General features: G+C 71.4%; 14 protein-coding genes. 13 read left to right on the forward strand and 1 reads right to left on the reverse strand.

What is annotated here, in order from left to right:
* The first annotated feature begins 8 nt into the window (after window positions 1–8).
* From V7Z97_RS13780 to V7Z97_RS13790, 3 genes are all read left to right on the forward strand, one after another.
* On the forward strand, window positions 9–1,508 hold the full coding sequence (locus V7Z97_RS13780; RefSeq protein WP_334164005.1) for a CoA-acylating methylmalonate-semialdehyde dehydrogenase: 1,500 nt from the start codon (window positions 9–11) through the stop codon (window positions 1,506–1,508).
* Between the two features lie 189 nt (window positions 1,509–1,697).
* Entirely contained in the window at window positions 1,698–2,603 is a 906-nt protein-coding gene (locus tag V7Z97_RS13785; protein WP_334164006.1) for a LysR substrate-binding domain-containing protein, read from the forward strand.
* Window positions 2,604–2,614: 11 nt separating this feature from the next.
* Window positions 2,615–3,559: a 2-hydroxyacid dehydrogenase gene (locus V7Z97_RS13790; RefSeq protein WP_334164018.1), complete on the forward strand. Its 945-nt coding sequence runs from the start codon at window positions 2,615–2,617 to the stop codon at window positions 3,557–3,559.
* Here V7Z97_RS13790 and V7Z97_RS13795 read toward each other — a convergent pair.
* A complete protein-coding gene (locus V7Z97_RS13795; RefSeq protein ID WP_334164007.1) occupies window positions 3,553–4,071 on the reverse strand; it encodes a hypothetical protein in 519 nt (172 codons plus the stop codon). The genes V7Z97_RS13790 and V7Z97_RS13795 overlap by 7 nt on opposite strands.
* A 225-nt stretch (window positions 4,072–4,296) precedes the next feature.
* On the opposite strand from V7Z97_RS13795, the gene V7Z97_RS13800 reads away from it, so the two are divergent.
* From V7Z97_RS13800 to V7Z97_RS13845, 10 genes are all read left to right on the forward strand, one after another.
* A complete protein-coding gene (locus V7Z97_RS13800; protein ID WP_334164008.1) occupies window positions 4,297–6,660 on the forward strand; it encodes a TonB-dependent receptor in 2,364 nt (787 codons plus the stop codon).
* Window positions 6,661–6,854: 194 nt separating this feature from the next.
* Window positions 6,855–8,141, forward strand: a complete 1,287-nt coding sequence (gene gabT, locus V7Z97_RS13805) for a 4-aminobutyrate--2-oxoglutarate transaminase (RefSeq protein WP_334164009.1) — start codon at window positions 6,855–6,857, stop codon at window positions 8,139–8,141.
* Window positions 8,138–9,619, forward strand: a complete 1,482-nt coding sequence (locus tag V7Z97_RS13810) for an NAD-dependent succinate-semialdehyde dehydrogenase (protein ID WP_334164010.1) — start codon at window positions 8,138–8,140, stop codon at window positions 9,617–9,619. Before gabT ends, V7Z97_RS13810 begins: the two co-directional genes overlap by 4 nt.
* A 7-nt stretch (window positions 9,620–9,626) precedes the next feature.
* Window positions 9,627–10,406, forward strand: coding sequence for a substrate-binding periplasmic protein (locus tag V7Z97_RS13815; RefSeq protein WP_334164011.1), 780 nt, complete (start codon window positions 9,627–9,629; stop codon window positions 10,404–10,406).
* Window positions 10,406–11,062, forward strand: coding sequence for an amino acid ABC transporter permease (locus V7Z97_RS13820; RefSeq protein ID WP_334164012.1), 657 nt, complete (start codon window positions 10,406–10,408; stop codon window positions 11,060–11,062). Before V7Z97_RS13815 ends, V7Z97_RS13820 begins: the two co-directional genes overlap by 1 nt.
* Window positions 11,059–11,784 carry an amino acid ABC transporter ATP-binding protein gene (locus V7Z97_RS13825; protein ID WP_334164013.1) on the forward strand — a complete coding sequence of 242 codons (726 nt, stop codon included), beginning with the start codon at window positions 11,059–11,061 and terminating at the stop codon, window positions 11,782–11,784. The genes V7Z97_RS13820 and V7Z97_RS13825 overlap by 4 nt, the downstream gene beginning before the upstream one ends.
* Before the next feature lie 19 nt (window positions 11,785–11,803).
* Window positions 11,804–12,157 (forward strand): cupin domain-containing protein, encoded by a 354-nt coding sequence (locus V7Z97_RS13830; protein ID WP_334164014.1) that lies wholly within the window; start codon window positions 11,804–11,806, stop codon window positions 12,155–12,157.
* A gap of 91 nt (window positions 12,158–12,248) precedes the next feature.
* A complete protein-coding gene (locus V7Z97_RS13835; protein WP_334164015.1) occupies window positions 12,249–13,547 on the forward strand; it encodes an NAD(P)/FAD-dependent oxidoreductase in 1,299 nt (432 codons plus the stop codon).
* Between the two features lie 121 nt (window positions 13,548–13,668).
* Window positions 13,669–14,079, forward strand: coding sequence for a hypothetical protein (locus V7Z97_RS13840; protein ID WP_334164016.1), 411 nt, complete (start codon window positions 13,669–13,671; stop codon window positions 14,077–14,079).
* Window positions 14,080–14,139: 60 nt separating this feature from the next.
* On the forward strand, window positions 14,140–14,575 hold a 436-nt coding region (locus V7Z97_RS13845; RefSeq protein WP_334164017.1), incomplete at its 3' end, for an amidase family protein.

A 14,575-nucleotide genomic window follows, 5' to 3' on the forward strand; every position in this document is an offset into this window, starting at 1 on the left:
AGTTTTGAGTGCGCACAATCCTGCATCACATCGGCGGTGTCCCCGTCGACGCCGGCGACCGTCGCCTGCCCGTGTTCGATCCCAACCTGGGCCGCCCGCAGGCGGAGGTGGTGCTCGGCGACGCCGCGCTCGTGGACCAGGCGGTGGCCGCCGCCAGCGCGGCGCAGCCCGCCTGGGCGGCCCTCAACCCGCAGCGGCGCGCCCGGGTGATGTTCGAGTTCAAGCGGCTGATCGAGTCCGAGATGGACAGCCTCGCCGAGCTGCTCGCCTCCGAGCACGGCAAGGTGGTCTCCGACGCCCGCGGCGATATCCAGCGCGGCCTCGACGTGGTCGAGTTCGTCTGCGGCGTCCCGCACCTCCTGAAGGGCGAGCACACCAGCGGCGCCGGCCCCGGCATCGATGTCTATTCCCTGCGCCAGCCGCTCGGCGTGGTCGCCGGGATCACCCCGTTCAACTTCCCGGCGATGATCCCGCTGTGGATGCTCGCCCCCGCGATCGCGGTGGGCAACGCCTTCATCCTGAAGCCCTCCGAGCGCGACCCGTCCGTACCCGTTCGGCTGGCTGAGCTGCTGCTGGAGGCCGGCGCCCCCAAGGGCGTGCTGAACGTCGTGCACGGCGACAAGACGGTGGTGGACGCCATCGTCGATCACCCGGAGATCAAGGCCGTCAGCTTCGTCGGCTCCTCCGACATCGCCCAGTACGTCTATGGCCGCGGCGCGGCCGCCGGGAAGCGCATGCAGTGCATGGGCGGGGCCAAGAACCACGGCGTGGTGATGCCTGACGCCGACCTCGACCAGGCGGTCAACGACATCCTGGGCGCCGCCTACGGCTCGGCGGGCGAGCGCTGCATGGCCCTGCCGGTGGTGGTGCCGGTGGGCGAGGCGACCGCAGAGGCCCTGCGCGGCAAGCTGGTGGACGCCATCGCCGGCCTCCGCGTCGGCGTCTCCACCGACCCCGAGGCGCACTACGGCCCGGTGGTCAGCGCCGCCCACAAGGCGCGCATCGAGGGCTATATCCAGATGGGGATCGACGAGGGCGCCGAGCTGGTGGTCGATGGGCGCGGCTTCACCCTGCAGGGGCATGAGGAGGGCTATTTCCTCGGCCCGACGCTGTTCGACCGCGTGACGCCCGCCATGCAGAGCTACCAGGACGAGATCTTCGGGCCGGTCCTGCAGATCGTGCGGGCCGGATCGCTCGGCGACGCTATCGGCCTGGCCTCCCGCCACCCCTACGGCAACGGCGTGACCATCTTCACCCGCAACGGCGAGGCCGCCCGCGACTTCGCCTACGAGGTGGAGGTGGGGATGGTGGGCGTCAACGTGCCCATTCCGGTGCCGGTCTCTTACCACACCTTCGGTGGCTGGAAGCGCTCCGGCTTCGGCGATCTCAACCAGTACGGGATGGACGGAATCCGCTTCTACACCCGCACCAAGACCGTCACCCAGCGCTGGCCGAAGGGGGGAGGCGTCACTCCCGATCAGAGCTTCGTGATCCCGACGATGGCCTGAGGGCCGGGGCCAGCGGCCATGCCTGAGGACGGGGCCCGGGACGTCAGCCCGCAGCCAGCGACAACCGGCGCTTTGACAAGCGCGCCCGATCTCCCGAGTTTGGCTCCGGTCGAATCGTTAGAGATCGTCATGGCGCGTGACAGCCAAAGGCCGGGATCTGGAGAGCGGCCCTCTCCGGCGCGCCGGCTGATGCCGCCGTATGCCGCCCTGCGCGCCTTCGAGGCGGTGGGACAGCTTGGCGGGATCCGCCGCGCCGCCCAGGAGCTCGGCATCGACCACGCCGCGGTCAGCCGGCATCTGCGCGCGCTTGAGGACTGGGCCGGCGTCAAGCTCATCGACCGCACGCAGGGGGGGCGGCTCACGCCGGAGGGCGCGAAATACCTGGCGCGCATCTCTGCCGCGCTGGAGGAGATCAGCCGCGCCACCCTGGACCTCACCCGCCGTGGCGACGACAGCCGCCTGGTGATCTGGAGCGTGCCGGGCTTCGCCTACCGCTGGCTGATCCGCCGGCTGCCCGACTTCTACGCCGCCCATCCCGGCTTCGACCTGGAGGTCCGGCCCACCGACCACACGCCGGACTTCGGCCGGCACGAGGCCGACGCCGACATCCGCTACATCCGGGACATGTCGGCGCCCGGCGACACCGACGTCCAGGCCATGGAGATCGCCCGCCCGGTGGTCTTTCCGGCCGCCAGCCCCGAGGTGGCCGCGCGGATCGGGCAGGGGGCGCCCGCCGAGGCCCTGCTGGCCGAGACCCTGCTCCACGAGGACGACGACAGCGAGTGGCGGACCTGGCTCGCCGCGCGGCAGGTCGAGGTTCCCGAACGGCTCGGGGGCCCGCGCCTGTGGCACGCCCACCTGACGCTTGACGCCGCCAGGCGCGGCCAGGGGGTGGTCCTGACCAACGCGCTCCTGGCGGGCGACGAGCTGGCGGCGGGCCAACTGGTCGACCTGTCGCTGCAGCCGGCCGAGCCGGAGATCCGGTTCGGCGGCTACGCCTTCCGCGCGCGGAAGGACCGCTGGCGGGACCCGGCCATCACCAAGTTCCGCCGCTGGCTCGAACGCGAGGCGGCCCGCGACGCCGGCGTCGCCTGAACCGGTTGAAGGTGCTGAACGAGCCGAACCCCGTGCTGCTGTTCGCCTGCGAGGGCGTGGACACGGCCGCCTGGACGGCGGCGCTGAGGACGGCGGCGCCCGGGGTGGATCTGTACGTCTGGCCCGACGCGCCCGACCCCGCCGGGGTGACCTACGGCCTCGCCTGGGCCAATCCGCACGGTTTCTGGCGGCAGTTCCCCAACCTGCGGGCGATCTTCTCGCTGGGCGCGGGCGTCGACGCCCTGCTTGGCGACCAGTCGCTCCCGGACGTGCCGATCGTGCGGATGGTCGACCCAAGCCTGGCCGACGGCATGGTCGAGTTCGTGGTGATGCGAACGCTGCATCACCACCGTCTCGTCCACCTGTACGAACAGCAGCAGGCCGACGCGGTCTGGCGGCCCCAGCGCCCCCCGCTGACGGGCCGCCGCATCGTGGGCGTGATGGGCCTCGGTGAACTCGGCGGACGCTGCGCTCAGGCGCTCGCGGCGCTCGGATTCCAGGTCCGCGGCTGGTCGCGGGGCCCGAAGGCCATCGAAGGCGTCGCCACCTTCCACGGCGACGCGGGGCTGGAGGGCTTCGCCGACGGTTGCGAGATCCTGGTCTGCGTGCTGCCGCTGACGCCGCAGACGGAGGGCGTCCTGAATGCGTCGCTCTTCGAGCGCCTGGCGCCGGGCGCCTGCCTGATCCAGGTGGGCCGCGGCGCGCACCTGGTGGAAGCCGACCTGCTCGCGGCCCTGGACAGCGGGCGGATCGCCGCGGCCACCCTGGACGTCTTCCGGACCGAGCCCCTCCCGGCGGGGCACCCCTTCTGGCGCCATCCCGCCGTCCGGGTCATTCCGCACGCGGCGGCCTTCACCTATCCGGAGACGGCGGCGCGGGTCGTGGCGGGGAACATCGGGCGTCTGTCGCGGGGCGAGCCGGTGCCCGACCGAGTGGACCTGCGGGCCGGCTACTGACCCTCGTGGTCGTGACCGTGGTCGTGGCCTTCCCAGCGTTCGGCCTCCTCGTGCGCCCGCTCGAGCACGCTCCTGAGCCGGCCTTCGAGGTCGGCGCCGCGCGGATTCAGCGCATACAGGAACGTCGGCGACTGCCAGTCGTCGAGAGCGCCGCTCCGACGGCCGACCAGGTCGCCCCCGGGGCTGAGCGAGTAGGTGACGGTCTGCCCGCGGTAGGTCCGCGACCAGCTGTCGGCCTGAAACGCGGCCTGCGAGACGAGCCCGGGCGCGTCGGGATGGATGTGCTTGCCGGCGCCGTCGGCGCCGATCACGTAGCGCTCGATCGCGGCGCCGCCGACCCGCACCTCCACCACGTCTCGGGCCGGGGCGGCGAACTCCAGTTCGACGGGGGCGGCGCGGGCGTCAGGTATCACGAACCGCTGGCCGACCAGGCGCGAGAGGAGCCCGCCGTCGGCGGCGTGCGCCGGGGCGACGACGAACAGGCTGGCAAGGGCGATGAACCGAAGGACCATGCCGGAGGCTGTCGGTCCGATCGCCGGCGCCGTCAATCCTGAAGGACCGAGGGGGTCGGCCGCCGCCCAGTGCGCGGTGACCGGAAGACACCACTTGCGCCGCGTTTTACACCTCCCGAGCGACGGGAAAGGCGAGGATTCTTCGAGCCAGCAACGGTGCGGCGAGCGCTGCAGGCCGAGACCTCAAAGGCGCCGGCTGTTCGAGAAGGGGAATAGACGATGGGGATGAACGTTACGCGACGCTGCCGGCTGCTGGCCGGCGCCGCCGTGGCAGGTGTGGCCTGCGCCGCCGCCGGCGCCGCCGTCTCGCAAGAGGCGCCGAACCAGGTGGAGGAGATCGTCATCACCGCCACCAAGCAGCCGGTGCAACTGACCAAGGCGCCGATCAGCGTCAGCGCCTATTCGCAGGAGGCCATGGAGGAGCGCGGCATCCGCGACGTCCGTGACGTGGCGCTGCAGACCCCGGGCGTCGACATCCCGCAGGACCGCACGCAGCGCATCGCGATCCGCGGCATCGAATCCACCGCCGGCGCGGCGACCGCCGCCGTGTACATCGATGACACCCCGATCCAGGCGCGGAACGCTTCGATCAACTACTCGGGCAGCACCGTGCCCTACATCTTCGACCTGGAGCGGATCGAAGTCCTCCGCGGCCCGCAGGGCACGTTGTTCGGCTCCAGCTCCCAGGGCGGCGCCATCCGCTTCATCACGCCGACGCCGAGCCTGACCACCTACAGCACCTACGCCCGCGCCCGCGTCAGCATCGTCGACGATGGCGACCCGAGCTACGAAGGCGGCGTGGCGGTCGGCGGTCCGATCATCGAGGACCGCCTGGGCTTCCGCGTCAGCTTCATGCAGCGCGAGGAAGGCGGCTGGATCGACCGCCAGAGCTGGCAGGATCCCGCCGACCGGGAGAACAACAGCAACTCCAGCCACGCCTCGATCTTCCGTGGCGCGCTGAACTTCGCGCCCACCGACTGGCTGTCGATCCAGCCCAGCCTCTACTACCAGAACGTCAAGCAGGACGATCGCGCGGCGCTCTACGCCGCGTGCCCGGCGACCATCGCGCGCGCGCCCTCGATCAACCCGTGCCCGGCGGGCGTCGCCGATCCCGACTCGGGGGACTTCATCAGCTACGCGCCGTTCGCCCAGCCGATGAGCGACCGCTTCATCCTGCCGGCCATGAAGGTGGTCGCGGAGTTCGAGCCGGTCACCGTGACGGCGGTCAGCTCCTACCTCTACCGCAAGTCCAACGCCTTCAACGACGCCACCCACGTCAACGACCGGACGTCGCTGGGCGCGGCCTGGCTGTTCCCGATCATCCCGGGTCAGAAGCCGCAGACCTTCCAGAACCCGGTGGCGGAACAGCGCCTGGCGACCCACGAGCTGCGCTTCAACAGCGCCGATCCGGGCGCGCGCATCCGCTGGACGGCCGGTCTCTACCACTCGCGTTCGTCGCTGAAGTCGGACGTGCCGATCACCTCGGCTCACTACCCGACCGCCTATCAGCTCCAGTTCGGCCGCCCGCTCGCCGCGGCGCCGTTCATGGTCGACGGCCTGCACCGCTACTACGGCAACGAGAACACCATCGAGAAGACCACGGCCGTCTTCGGCAACGTCGACTTCGAGGTGATCGAGGACCTGACGCTGAGCGTCGGTGGCCGTTACTCCAAGGACACCCTGGACTTCGACATCATCGAGCGCGGCGTCTCCTACAGCGGCGGCATCGCCAGGGCGGCGGGCAAGCTCAGCGAGAAGCCGTTCACGCCCCGCGTCGCCCTCTCCTGGCAGCAGAGCGACGACACCCTGATCTACGGTTCCTACGCCAAGGGCTACCGCACCGGGGGTGTGAACAAGGCCGTTCCCGACATCTGCGCCGCTGACCTGGCGGTGCTGGGGATCGAGGGCGGAAACACCTACGCTTCGGACAAGACCCGCACCTACGAGGTCGGCGTAAAGAGCGCCTTCCTGGACCGTCGCATCTCGTTCCAGGCGTCGCTGTTCCACACCAAGTGGACCGACATCCAGCAGCAGATCCGCCTGCCCTGCGCCTTCAGCCTGGTGGCCAACACCGCCACGGCGATCAGCAAGGGCGGCGACCTCAACGTCACCGCCCGTCCGGTCGAGGGCCTGACGCTCAGCGCCGCGGTCGGCTACACCGACGCCTATTACGACAGCACGATCATCGTCGGCACCTCGCCGCTGGTGTTCAAGGGCCAGACCCTGGGCGCCACGCCCTGGACCTTCAACCTGGCCGCCCAGTACGAGTTCATGCTCGCCGACCGGGACGCCTTCGTTCGCGGCCAGTGGAGTTCGAAGAGCGCCAACGACGGCCCGTTCCCCTTCCAGAACCGCACCTCGTCAGTCTACGACCCGAGCCGCACGGAAGGCCTCTACGCGGTCAGCCAGCTCGACCTGCGCGCCGGCGTCGACCTGACCTCTGACGTCACGGTCGAGGCCTATGTGGAGAACGCGCTGAACAACGTCTCCTGGACGACCAAGGCGCCGATCTACCAGAACGGTCCGCTGTGGACGGGCTCGACGATCAAGCCGCGGGTGATCGGCCTCCAGGCCACCGTCCGCTACTGACGAGCCCAGGAGGCGGCGCGCCCTCCCTCGCCGCCTTCGAAGGAAAGGCGCCCCTCGCGGGCGCCTTTCCGATTCCTGCGCCCCGTATCGTCCCAGGTGACTTCCAGTCACCGCCCAGGTCTCCGTTGTCGCCTGTGAGGGGGCGGCGGAATTCGCGAACGTCAGGCTAGGTCCTGCAACCACGAGTGCTCTTCTTGTCCAACGCCGAACTCCATGCCCGCCGCTTCGCCGCCGTCCCGCGCGGTGTCGCCAACGCCACCGGCATCTATGCCGCCCGCGCCGAGAACGCGGAGCTCTGGGACGAGGAGGGTCGCCGTTACGTCGACTTTGCCGGCGGCATCGCCGTGCTCAACGTCGGCCATCGCCACCCGAAGGTGATCGCCGCCGTCCAGCAGCAGCTGGAACGCTACACCCATACCGCCTTCCAGATCGTCCCCTATGCGCCCTACGTCGAGCTGGCCGAGCGGCTCAACGCGCTCGCCCCCATCGAGGGCAAGGCGAAGACCATCCTGTTCACCACGGGCGCCGAGGCGGTCGAGAATGCGGTGAAGGTCGCCCGCGCGGCCACGGGCCGGTCGGCGGTAATCGCCTTCGTCAACGGCTTCCACGGCCGGACGATGATGACCATGGGACTTACGGGCAAGGTCCTGCCCTACAAGCGCAACTTCGGCCCGGCGCCGGCGGAGGTGTACCACCTCCCGTTCCCGAACCCGCGCTATGGCGTCAGCCTGGACGACACCCTTCGCGCGCTGCAGTTCCTGTTCGCCGCGGACGTCGGCCCGGACCGGGTGGCCGCGATCATCGTGGAGCCGGTGCAGGGGGAGGGCGGTTTCAATCCCGTGTCCGCCGAGCTGATGACGGCGCTCCGCGAGGTCTGCGATGAGCACGGCATCATGCTGGTGGCCGACGAGGTGCAGACCGGCTTCGCCCGCACGGGGAAGCTGTTCGCCATGGAGCACTATGCGGCGAAGGCCGACCTGATCACCGTCGCAAAGTCGATGGGCGGCGGCTTCCCGCTGTCGGGCGTGATCGGCCGCGCCGAGCTGATGGACGCGGTGGATCCGGGCGGCCTTGGCGGCACCTACGGAGGCTCGCCGGTGGCCTGCGCGGCGGCGCTCGCCGTGCTCGATGTGATCGCGGAGGAGGGGCTGGTGCAGCGGGCCAACGCCATCGGCGCCGCCCTGCACGCTCGGATCGAGGGCTTCGCGCGGCGCAACGACCTGATCCCCATCTCGGCCCCGCGCGGCCCGGGCGCCATGGTGGCGTTCGACGTGCTGAGGTCCCGCGGCGGCCACGAGCCCGACGGCCCGGCCGCCAAGGCGCTGACCGTGCGCGCCCTGGAGAACGGCCTGGTGCTGCTCTCCTGCGGCCAGTTCGGCGAGACCATCCGGATCCTCGTGCCGCTCACCGCCTCCGACGCGGTGATCGAGGAGGGCATGGACATCCTCGAGGCGGCGCTGGGCGCGGCGGAACTGGCATGAGCCCGCCCGCGAGCGAGCGTGAGCGCCTGGCCCTCGCCAGGCCCGACCTGCTGCGCGAGCGCGCCTACATCAACGGCGCCTGGATCGACGCGGCGGACCGGGTGGAGGTGCTCAACCCGGCGACCGGCCGCGTCCTGGCCAGCGCACCGCGGCTGGGCGCCGAGGCGGCCAAGGCCGCCGTTGCGGCCGCGCACGCGGCCTTCCCGGCCTGGAGCGCCCGCTCGGCCCGGGAGCGGGCCGTCATCCTCAAGGCCTGGCACCGGCTGATGCTCGACCACACCGAGGACCTGGCGCGGCTGATGACGGCCGAGCAGGGCAAGCCGCTGGCGGAGGCGCGCGGCGAGGTGGCCTACGCCGCCTCGTTCCTGGAGTGGTTTGCCGAGGAGGCGCGGCGTCTCTACGGCGTCACCATCCCCGGGCACCTGCCGGACAAGCGCCTGATGGTCACCTACGGGCCGGTCGGCGTCGTGGGCGCCATCACGCCGTGGAACTTTCCGGCGGCGATGATCACCCGCAAGGTCGGGCCGGCGTTGGCCGCCGGCTGCACCGTCGTTCTCAAGCCTTCGGAACTCACGCCGTTCTCGGCATTGGCGCTGGCCGTGCTGGCCGAGGAGGCCGGCGTCCCGCCCGGCGTCTTCAACGTGGTGATGGGCGACGCGCCGGCCATCGGCGAGGTGCTGACCACCGACCCGCGGGTGCGGAAGTTCACCTTCACCGGCTCCACGCCGGTGGGCAAGCTGCTGGCGGCCCGCTGCGCGGCCACCGTGAAGCGGGTCAGCCTCGAGCTCGGCGGCAACGCGCCCTTCCTGGTGTTCGACGACGCCGACCTGGACAAGGCGGTGGCGGGCGCGATCGCCTCGAAGTTCCGCAACACCGGCCAGACCTGCGTCTGCGCCAACCGGTTCTATGTGCAGAGCGGCATCTACGACGCCTTCGCCGCGCGCCTCGCCGAGGCTGCGGGGCGGCTGCGGGCGGGCGACGGGCTCGCGGGGGCCACCGACCAGGGTCCGCTGATCGAGGAGCGGGCGCGCGACAAGGTCGCCGCCCACGTGGCCGATGCGCTGGCCGGCGGGGCCCGCGCGCTGACCGGCGGCGCGCCGATCGCCGGTGAGGGGGCCTTTTTCCAGCCGACCGTGCTCGCCGACGTGGCCGCCGACGCATTGCTCTGCCGCGAGGAGACCTTCGGACCCGTTGCGGGCCTGGTGAGGTTCGAGACCGAGGCCGAGGCCATCGCCCGCGCCAACGACACGCCCGCCGGGCTCGCGGCCTATGTCTTCACCCGCGATAACGCCCGGGTCTGGCGCGTGGGCGGCGCCCTGCAGTACGGGATGGTGGGGGTCAACACGGGGCTCATCTCGACGGAGGTCGCCCCCTTCGGCGGCGTGAAGGAGTCAGGCTTGGGGCGTGAGGGTTCGCTGCTCGGGATCCGCGACTACGTCGACGCCAAGACCCTGTGCGTCGAGGTCGAGCCGGCGTGACCTGGGCATGAGAGGCAGGCTTCAGCAGTCGGCCGCGTCGCGGCGCGCGGTGATGGCGGGCCTGGGCGCGAGCCTGGCCGGCGCCTGCGCCGCGCCGCCGGACGTGCGCGCCCGCGGAGGCCTCGTGGTGGGGTCCACCGCGACCGGCGTGCCGTTCAGCTTCCTCGACGTCCGCACCAACAGCCTGACGGGCGCGATGGTCGACATCGTCGAGGCGGTGGCCGCCCAGGCCGGCTTCCCGGTGGACCTCCAGGTGACCGCGTTCTCGGCCCTCATCCCGTCCCTGACGGCGCGCAAGATCGACCTGATCGCCGCAGCCATGCTGCGCACGCCGGCCCGCGAGGCGGTGGTCGACTTCAGCGATCCGGTCTACGCCTACGGCGGCGGCGTGGTCGTGCGCCGCGAGGATCGTCGCGCCTACCCCGACCTCGGGCGGCTGGCCGGCCTGCGCGTGGGAGCGCAGGTGGGCTCACGCTTCGTCGAGCAGCTCGCCACCGCCGGGGTCCGCGATGTCCGGACCTACGACAGCCTGGCCGACATCCTGCGCGACCTGCGGCTCGGCCGGCTCGACGCGGCCTATGGCGACGAGCCGATCATCCGCTACTACCTGCGGGTGACGCGGACCGAGGCGCTGCGGCTGGCGACGGAGTTCCGGCCAGGCGAGCTGGAGCAGGTCTGCCTGGTCATGCGCAAGGGCGAGACGGCGCTCGCGGCCCGGCTCAACCGCGCCATCGCAGAGATCAAGGCGACGCGGATCGCCGCCATCGTCCAGCATTGGGGACTGTAATGCCCGAGGACTTCTGGGGGCGGGCGCTCGAATTCCTGCCGATCCTGATGCGGGGCGTGCTGGTGACCATCCAGGTCACGGCCGGGGCGCTCGTGCTCAGCATCGTGCTGGGGCTGCTGTGGGCGCTCATGGGCCGTTCGCGGGTCGGGATCGTGCGGACGACGAGCCGGGTGGTCATCAATGTGATCCGCGGCATCCCGATCATCGTCCAGCTCTTCTACGTCTATTTCGTGCTGCCGGAGATGGGGCTCAGCCTCAGCGCCATGGCCGCCGGGATCATCGGGCTGGGCGTGGCCTATTCGGTCTACCAGGCCGAGAATTTCCGGGCGGGCTTCGAGTCCGTCGACCCCGCGCTGATCGAGGCGGCGCAGTCGCTCGGCCTCAGCGAGCGGAAGATCATGCAGCGGCTGATGCTGCCGCTGGCGCTCCGGACGGCGATGCCGCCGTTCGGCAACACCTCCGTCATGCTGCTCAAGGACTCGTCCATCGCCTCGACGATCACCGTCGCGGAGTTGACCCGGGCCGGCCAGCTGCTGGCGGTCTCCACGTTCCAGAACATGACGGTCTACACCCTGATCGCGCTCCTCTACCTGGCCATGAGCCTGCCGCTGACCCTTGCCGTGCGCCACCTCGAGCGGCGGATGGCGCGCCGATGATCGAGGTCCGCAACGTCAGCAAGGCCTTCGGGGCCAACCAGGTCCTGCGGGACGTCAGCTTCGAGGTGCAGCGCGGCGAGGTCGTCTGCCTGATCGGGCCGTCGGGCTCCGGCAAGTCGACGGTGCTCCGCTGCATCAACGGCCTGGAGACCCACGACGGCGGGACCATCTCGGTGGACGGGACCGCTGTCCTGCCTGCGAACCTGCGGTCCATCCGCGGCAAGCTTGCCATGGTCTTCCAGCGCTTCAACCTGTTCCCGCACCGGACGGTGCTGGAGAACGTCGTCGAGGGCCCGGTGCACGCCCAGGGGCGTCCGCCCGCCGAGGCCGCGGCGGAGGCCCGGGCGCTGCTGGCCAAGGTGGGGGTCGCCGACAAGGCCGACGCCATGCCCGCCCAGCTCTCGGGCGGACAGCAGCAGCGCGTCGGCATCGCCCGGGCCCTGGCCATGCGGCCGCAGGCGATCCTCTTCGACGAGCCGACCTCGGCCCTCGATCCCGAGCGGGTCGGCGACGTGCTGCGGATCATGCGCGACCTGGCCGCCGAGGGCATGACCATGGTGATCGTCACGCACGAGATGGGCTTCGCGCGCGAGGTGGCCGATCGGGTGCTCTTCATGGACGGCGGCGAGATCGTCGAGTCTGGGCCCGCCCGCGACCTGCTCACCCAGCCCCGCCACCCGCGCACCCGCGAATTCCTCGACCGCGTGCTGCGGCCGCTCTGACCTTCGACCGGAGACCCCGATGTCCATCGTCCGCTTCCGTCCCGAGACCCTGTTTCAAGAGCTTCCTGAGGCTGTGCCGGTCAAGGAGCCGATCGGCGAGCCTGTGGCCGCGACCCGGGCCAGAAGCTTCAACGGCGCGGCCACGACCCGGGCGGGCGTCTGGGAATGCTCGCCCGGCGTCTGGCGCCGGCAGGTGCTGCAGGCCGAGTACTGCACCTTCCTGGACGGCGAGGCGGTCTTCGAGCCCGACCACGGCGAGCCCGTGGCCGTCCGCGCCGGCGACGCGGTGTACTTCCCCGCGAACACCGGCGGGATCTGGCGGGTTTCCAGGACCTTGCGGAAGACGTTCGTCGTCTTCGACGAGGGCGCCTGAGGTGGGCGCGGAGTATGCTGGCCTCAGCTACTGGCTCGAAACTTCGGGAGAGCCGCTGACGCCGCGGGGGGGCCTCGGGGGTGACATCACCGTGGACGTGGCGATCCTCGGCGGCGGTTATTCCGGGCTCTGGACAGCCTACTACCTGCTGCAGGCCGACCCTTCGCTGGAGGTGGCGATCGTCGAGGCCGAGATCTGCGGCTACGGCGCTTCGGGACGCAATGGGGGATGGTGCTCCACCCGTTATCCGCTGCATCCCCACGTGCTCGAGGCGCGATACGGGGCCGAGACGGCGCGAGAGACGATCCTGGCCATGTACCAGACGGTCGACGAGGTCGGCCGGGTCTGCGCCGAGGAGGGGATCGACGCGGATTTCCGGATGAATGGCATCCTGAGCCTCGCCCGGGGTGAGGCGCAGGTCGCGGCGGTGCGCGCCGCGCACGCCGCCTATGATCGGCTCGGCTTCGGGGCGGGAAACCTGCTGCTTGGCGAGGCTGAAGCGCGCGAACGCGTCAACGTCGTCGGGATCAAGGCTGCGCTTCACACGCCGAGAAGCGCCGCCGTCCAGCCCGCCAGACTCGCTCGCGGACTGGCGCGCGCGGTCGAGCGCCGGGGCGCCGCCATCTACGAGCGCACCAAGGTCACCCGTATTCGGACGGGTGAGGATGCGGCCCTGGAGACCGATCGCGGCGTCGTCCGGGCGCGGCGCGCCGTCGTGGCGGCGGGAGAAGCCTATCTTCCAGAAGTGCCGGGCTTCGGGCGCGCCCTCGTCCCCATGTCCTCGAGCATCGTTCTCACCGCGCCGCTCAGTGAGCGACAGTGGGCCGAGATCGGCTGGCAGGGCGGCGAGGGGCTGGGATCCCAGGCCCACACCGTCGATTACCTGACGCGAACCCCCGACGGCCGGATCCTCTATGGCAGCCGGGGCGCGCCATACCTCTTCGGCTCGGCGACGACCGGCGGGGACGCTGCGTTCGAACGCACCTCAGAGGACATGCGGCGCCAGCTCTGCGGGTGGTTCCCGGTCCTGCAGGACGTGGGATTCACCCACGCATGGCACGGCTTCCTCGGTGTGTCGCGGGACTGGAACGCCAATGTCGTCTTCGACCGCGGACGCCGTCTGGCGGCGCTCTACGGCTACACCGGCCGAGGCGTCTCGACGACGAACCTCGCCGGGCGCCTGTTGTCCAGCATGTTGCTTGACCGCGAGACGCCGCTGTCGCGCCTGCCCCTTGCCCGTGGGCCATCCCCTCGCTGGGAGCCCGAGCCGCTGCGGTGGCTCGGAATCCGCTACGTGCAGCACGCCATGAAGCGTATGGACGACGCCCGCGACAGCGGCCGGGCGCCGCCGGCGGACGCCGGGCTCGCGCGGCGGCTGGGGGACCAGTAGGGCCCCGGGCGCGGCGACCGGAATCCCTCTCAAGCCCGCCGCCCGGCGTTCGCCGAACCGGTGTTGCCAAGCGTGGCCGGGCGGTGGAAGCTCCGGGCTCGGAACATCGCGGGAGGGGCGGATGCGTCCTTTGGCGTTTGCGGCCGCGGCCGGACTGGCGCTCGCCGTCGGCGCCTGCGCGCCCGCGGCTCGGAACATGGTCGCGAGCGGCGACCCGCAGCCGATCGTCCGCCTGGAGGTCGATCCCTTCCCGGAGTTCCCCGACGCCCGCTGCCTCAGCCCCATGCGCCTGCGCAACGAGACCGCCGGCTTCCGGCGCGTCTCGGTGACCTGGCGGATGGACTACAAGGGCGTGGGTCCCGGCTGCGACGTCCAATGGAGCGCACCGCCCGAGACCGCCGTGCTGGCCGGCGCGGGCTCGCCCGGGCACTGGCGGCGGCTGGGCTGCTCGGTCTACACGCCCACCGGGTCGTTCTGCCGCGAGGAGCGGAAGTGGACGGTGCTGTCCGCCACGACCCTGTCACCGCCCTAATCCCTTGGCGTCGCCGCGGCGCCTGTGGTTGCCTGCTCCCCAACCAGAAGAGACGGGAGGATGGCGATGGACTTCGAGGACTACCGCAAGCGCGACGCCGTGGGGCTGGCGGACCTGGTGGCCCGGCGCGAGGTGAGCGCCGGCGAGCTGCTGGAGGCCGCCGTCGCCCGCGCGGCCGAGGTCGATCCGAGGATCAACGCCGTCACCACCGACCTGTCGGACTGGGCGCGGGCCCAGCCCCCGGCCGCGGGCCCGCTGGCCGGCGTTCCCTTCCTGCTCAAGGACCTCGGCGCGACGCTCGCGGGAACCGTCACCAGCGGCGGCTCGCGGCTGTTCGCGGGCGAGACGGCCGCCGCCGACAGCGCCCTCGTGCGCCTCTACCGCGAGGCCGGCCTCACCATCGTCGGCAAGACCAACACCCCGGAGTTCGGCCTCTGGCCGTTCACCGAGGGCGAGCACCTGGGCGTCTGCCGCAATCCCTGGGACCTCGGCCGCA

This window comes from Phenylobacterium sp. (assembly GCF_036821595.1).
Taxonomy (GTDB): Bacteria; Pseudomonadota; Alphaproteobacteria; order Caulobacterales; family Caulobacteraceae; genus Phenylobacterium.

Bases quoted from the DNA above. Each gene is read 5' to 3' on its own strand.
- V7Z97_RS13785 (WP_334164006.1), top strand. From the start codon at position 1,698: ATGCCGCCGTATGCCGCCCTGCGCGCCTTCGAGGCGGTGGGACAGCTT.
- V7Z97_RS13795 (WP_334164007.1), bottom strand. From the start codon at position 4,071: ATGGTCCTTCGGTTCATCGCCCTTGCCAGCCTGTTCGTCGTCGCCCCG.
- V7Z97_RS13800 (WP_334164008.1), top strand. From the start codon at position 4,297: ATGAACGTTACGCGACGCTGCCGGCTGCTGGCCGGCGCCGCCGTGGCA.
- V7Z97_RS13810 (WP_334164010.1), top strand. From the start codon at position 8,138: ATGAGCCCGCCCGCGAGCGAGCGTGAGCGCCTGGCCCTCGCCAGGCCC.
- V7Z97_RS13815 (WP_334164011.1), top strand. From the start codon at position 9,627: ATGAGAGGCAGGCTTCAGCAGTCGGCCGCGTCGCGGCGCGCGGTGATG.
- V7Z97_RS13820 (WP_334164012.1), top strand. From the start codon at position 10,406: ATGCCCGAGGACTTCTGGGGGCGGGCGCTCGAATTCCTGCCGATCCTG.
- V7Z97_RS13825 (WP_334164013.1), top strand. From the start codon at position 11,059: ATGATCGAGGTCCGCAACGTCAGCAAGGCCTTCGGGGCCAACCAGGTC.
- V7Z97_RS13830 (WP_334164014.1), top strand. From the start codon at position 11,804: ATGTCCATCGTCCGCTTCCGTCCCGAGACCCTGTTTCAAGAGCTTCCT.
- V7Z97_RS13840 (WP_334164016.1), top strand. From the start codon at position 13,669: ATGCGTCCTTTGGCGTTTGCGGCCGCGGCCGGACTGGCGCTCGCCGTC.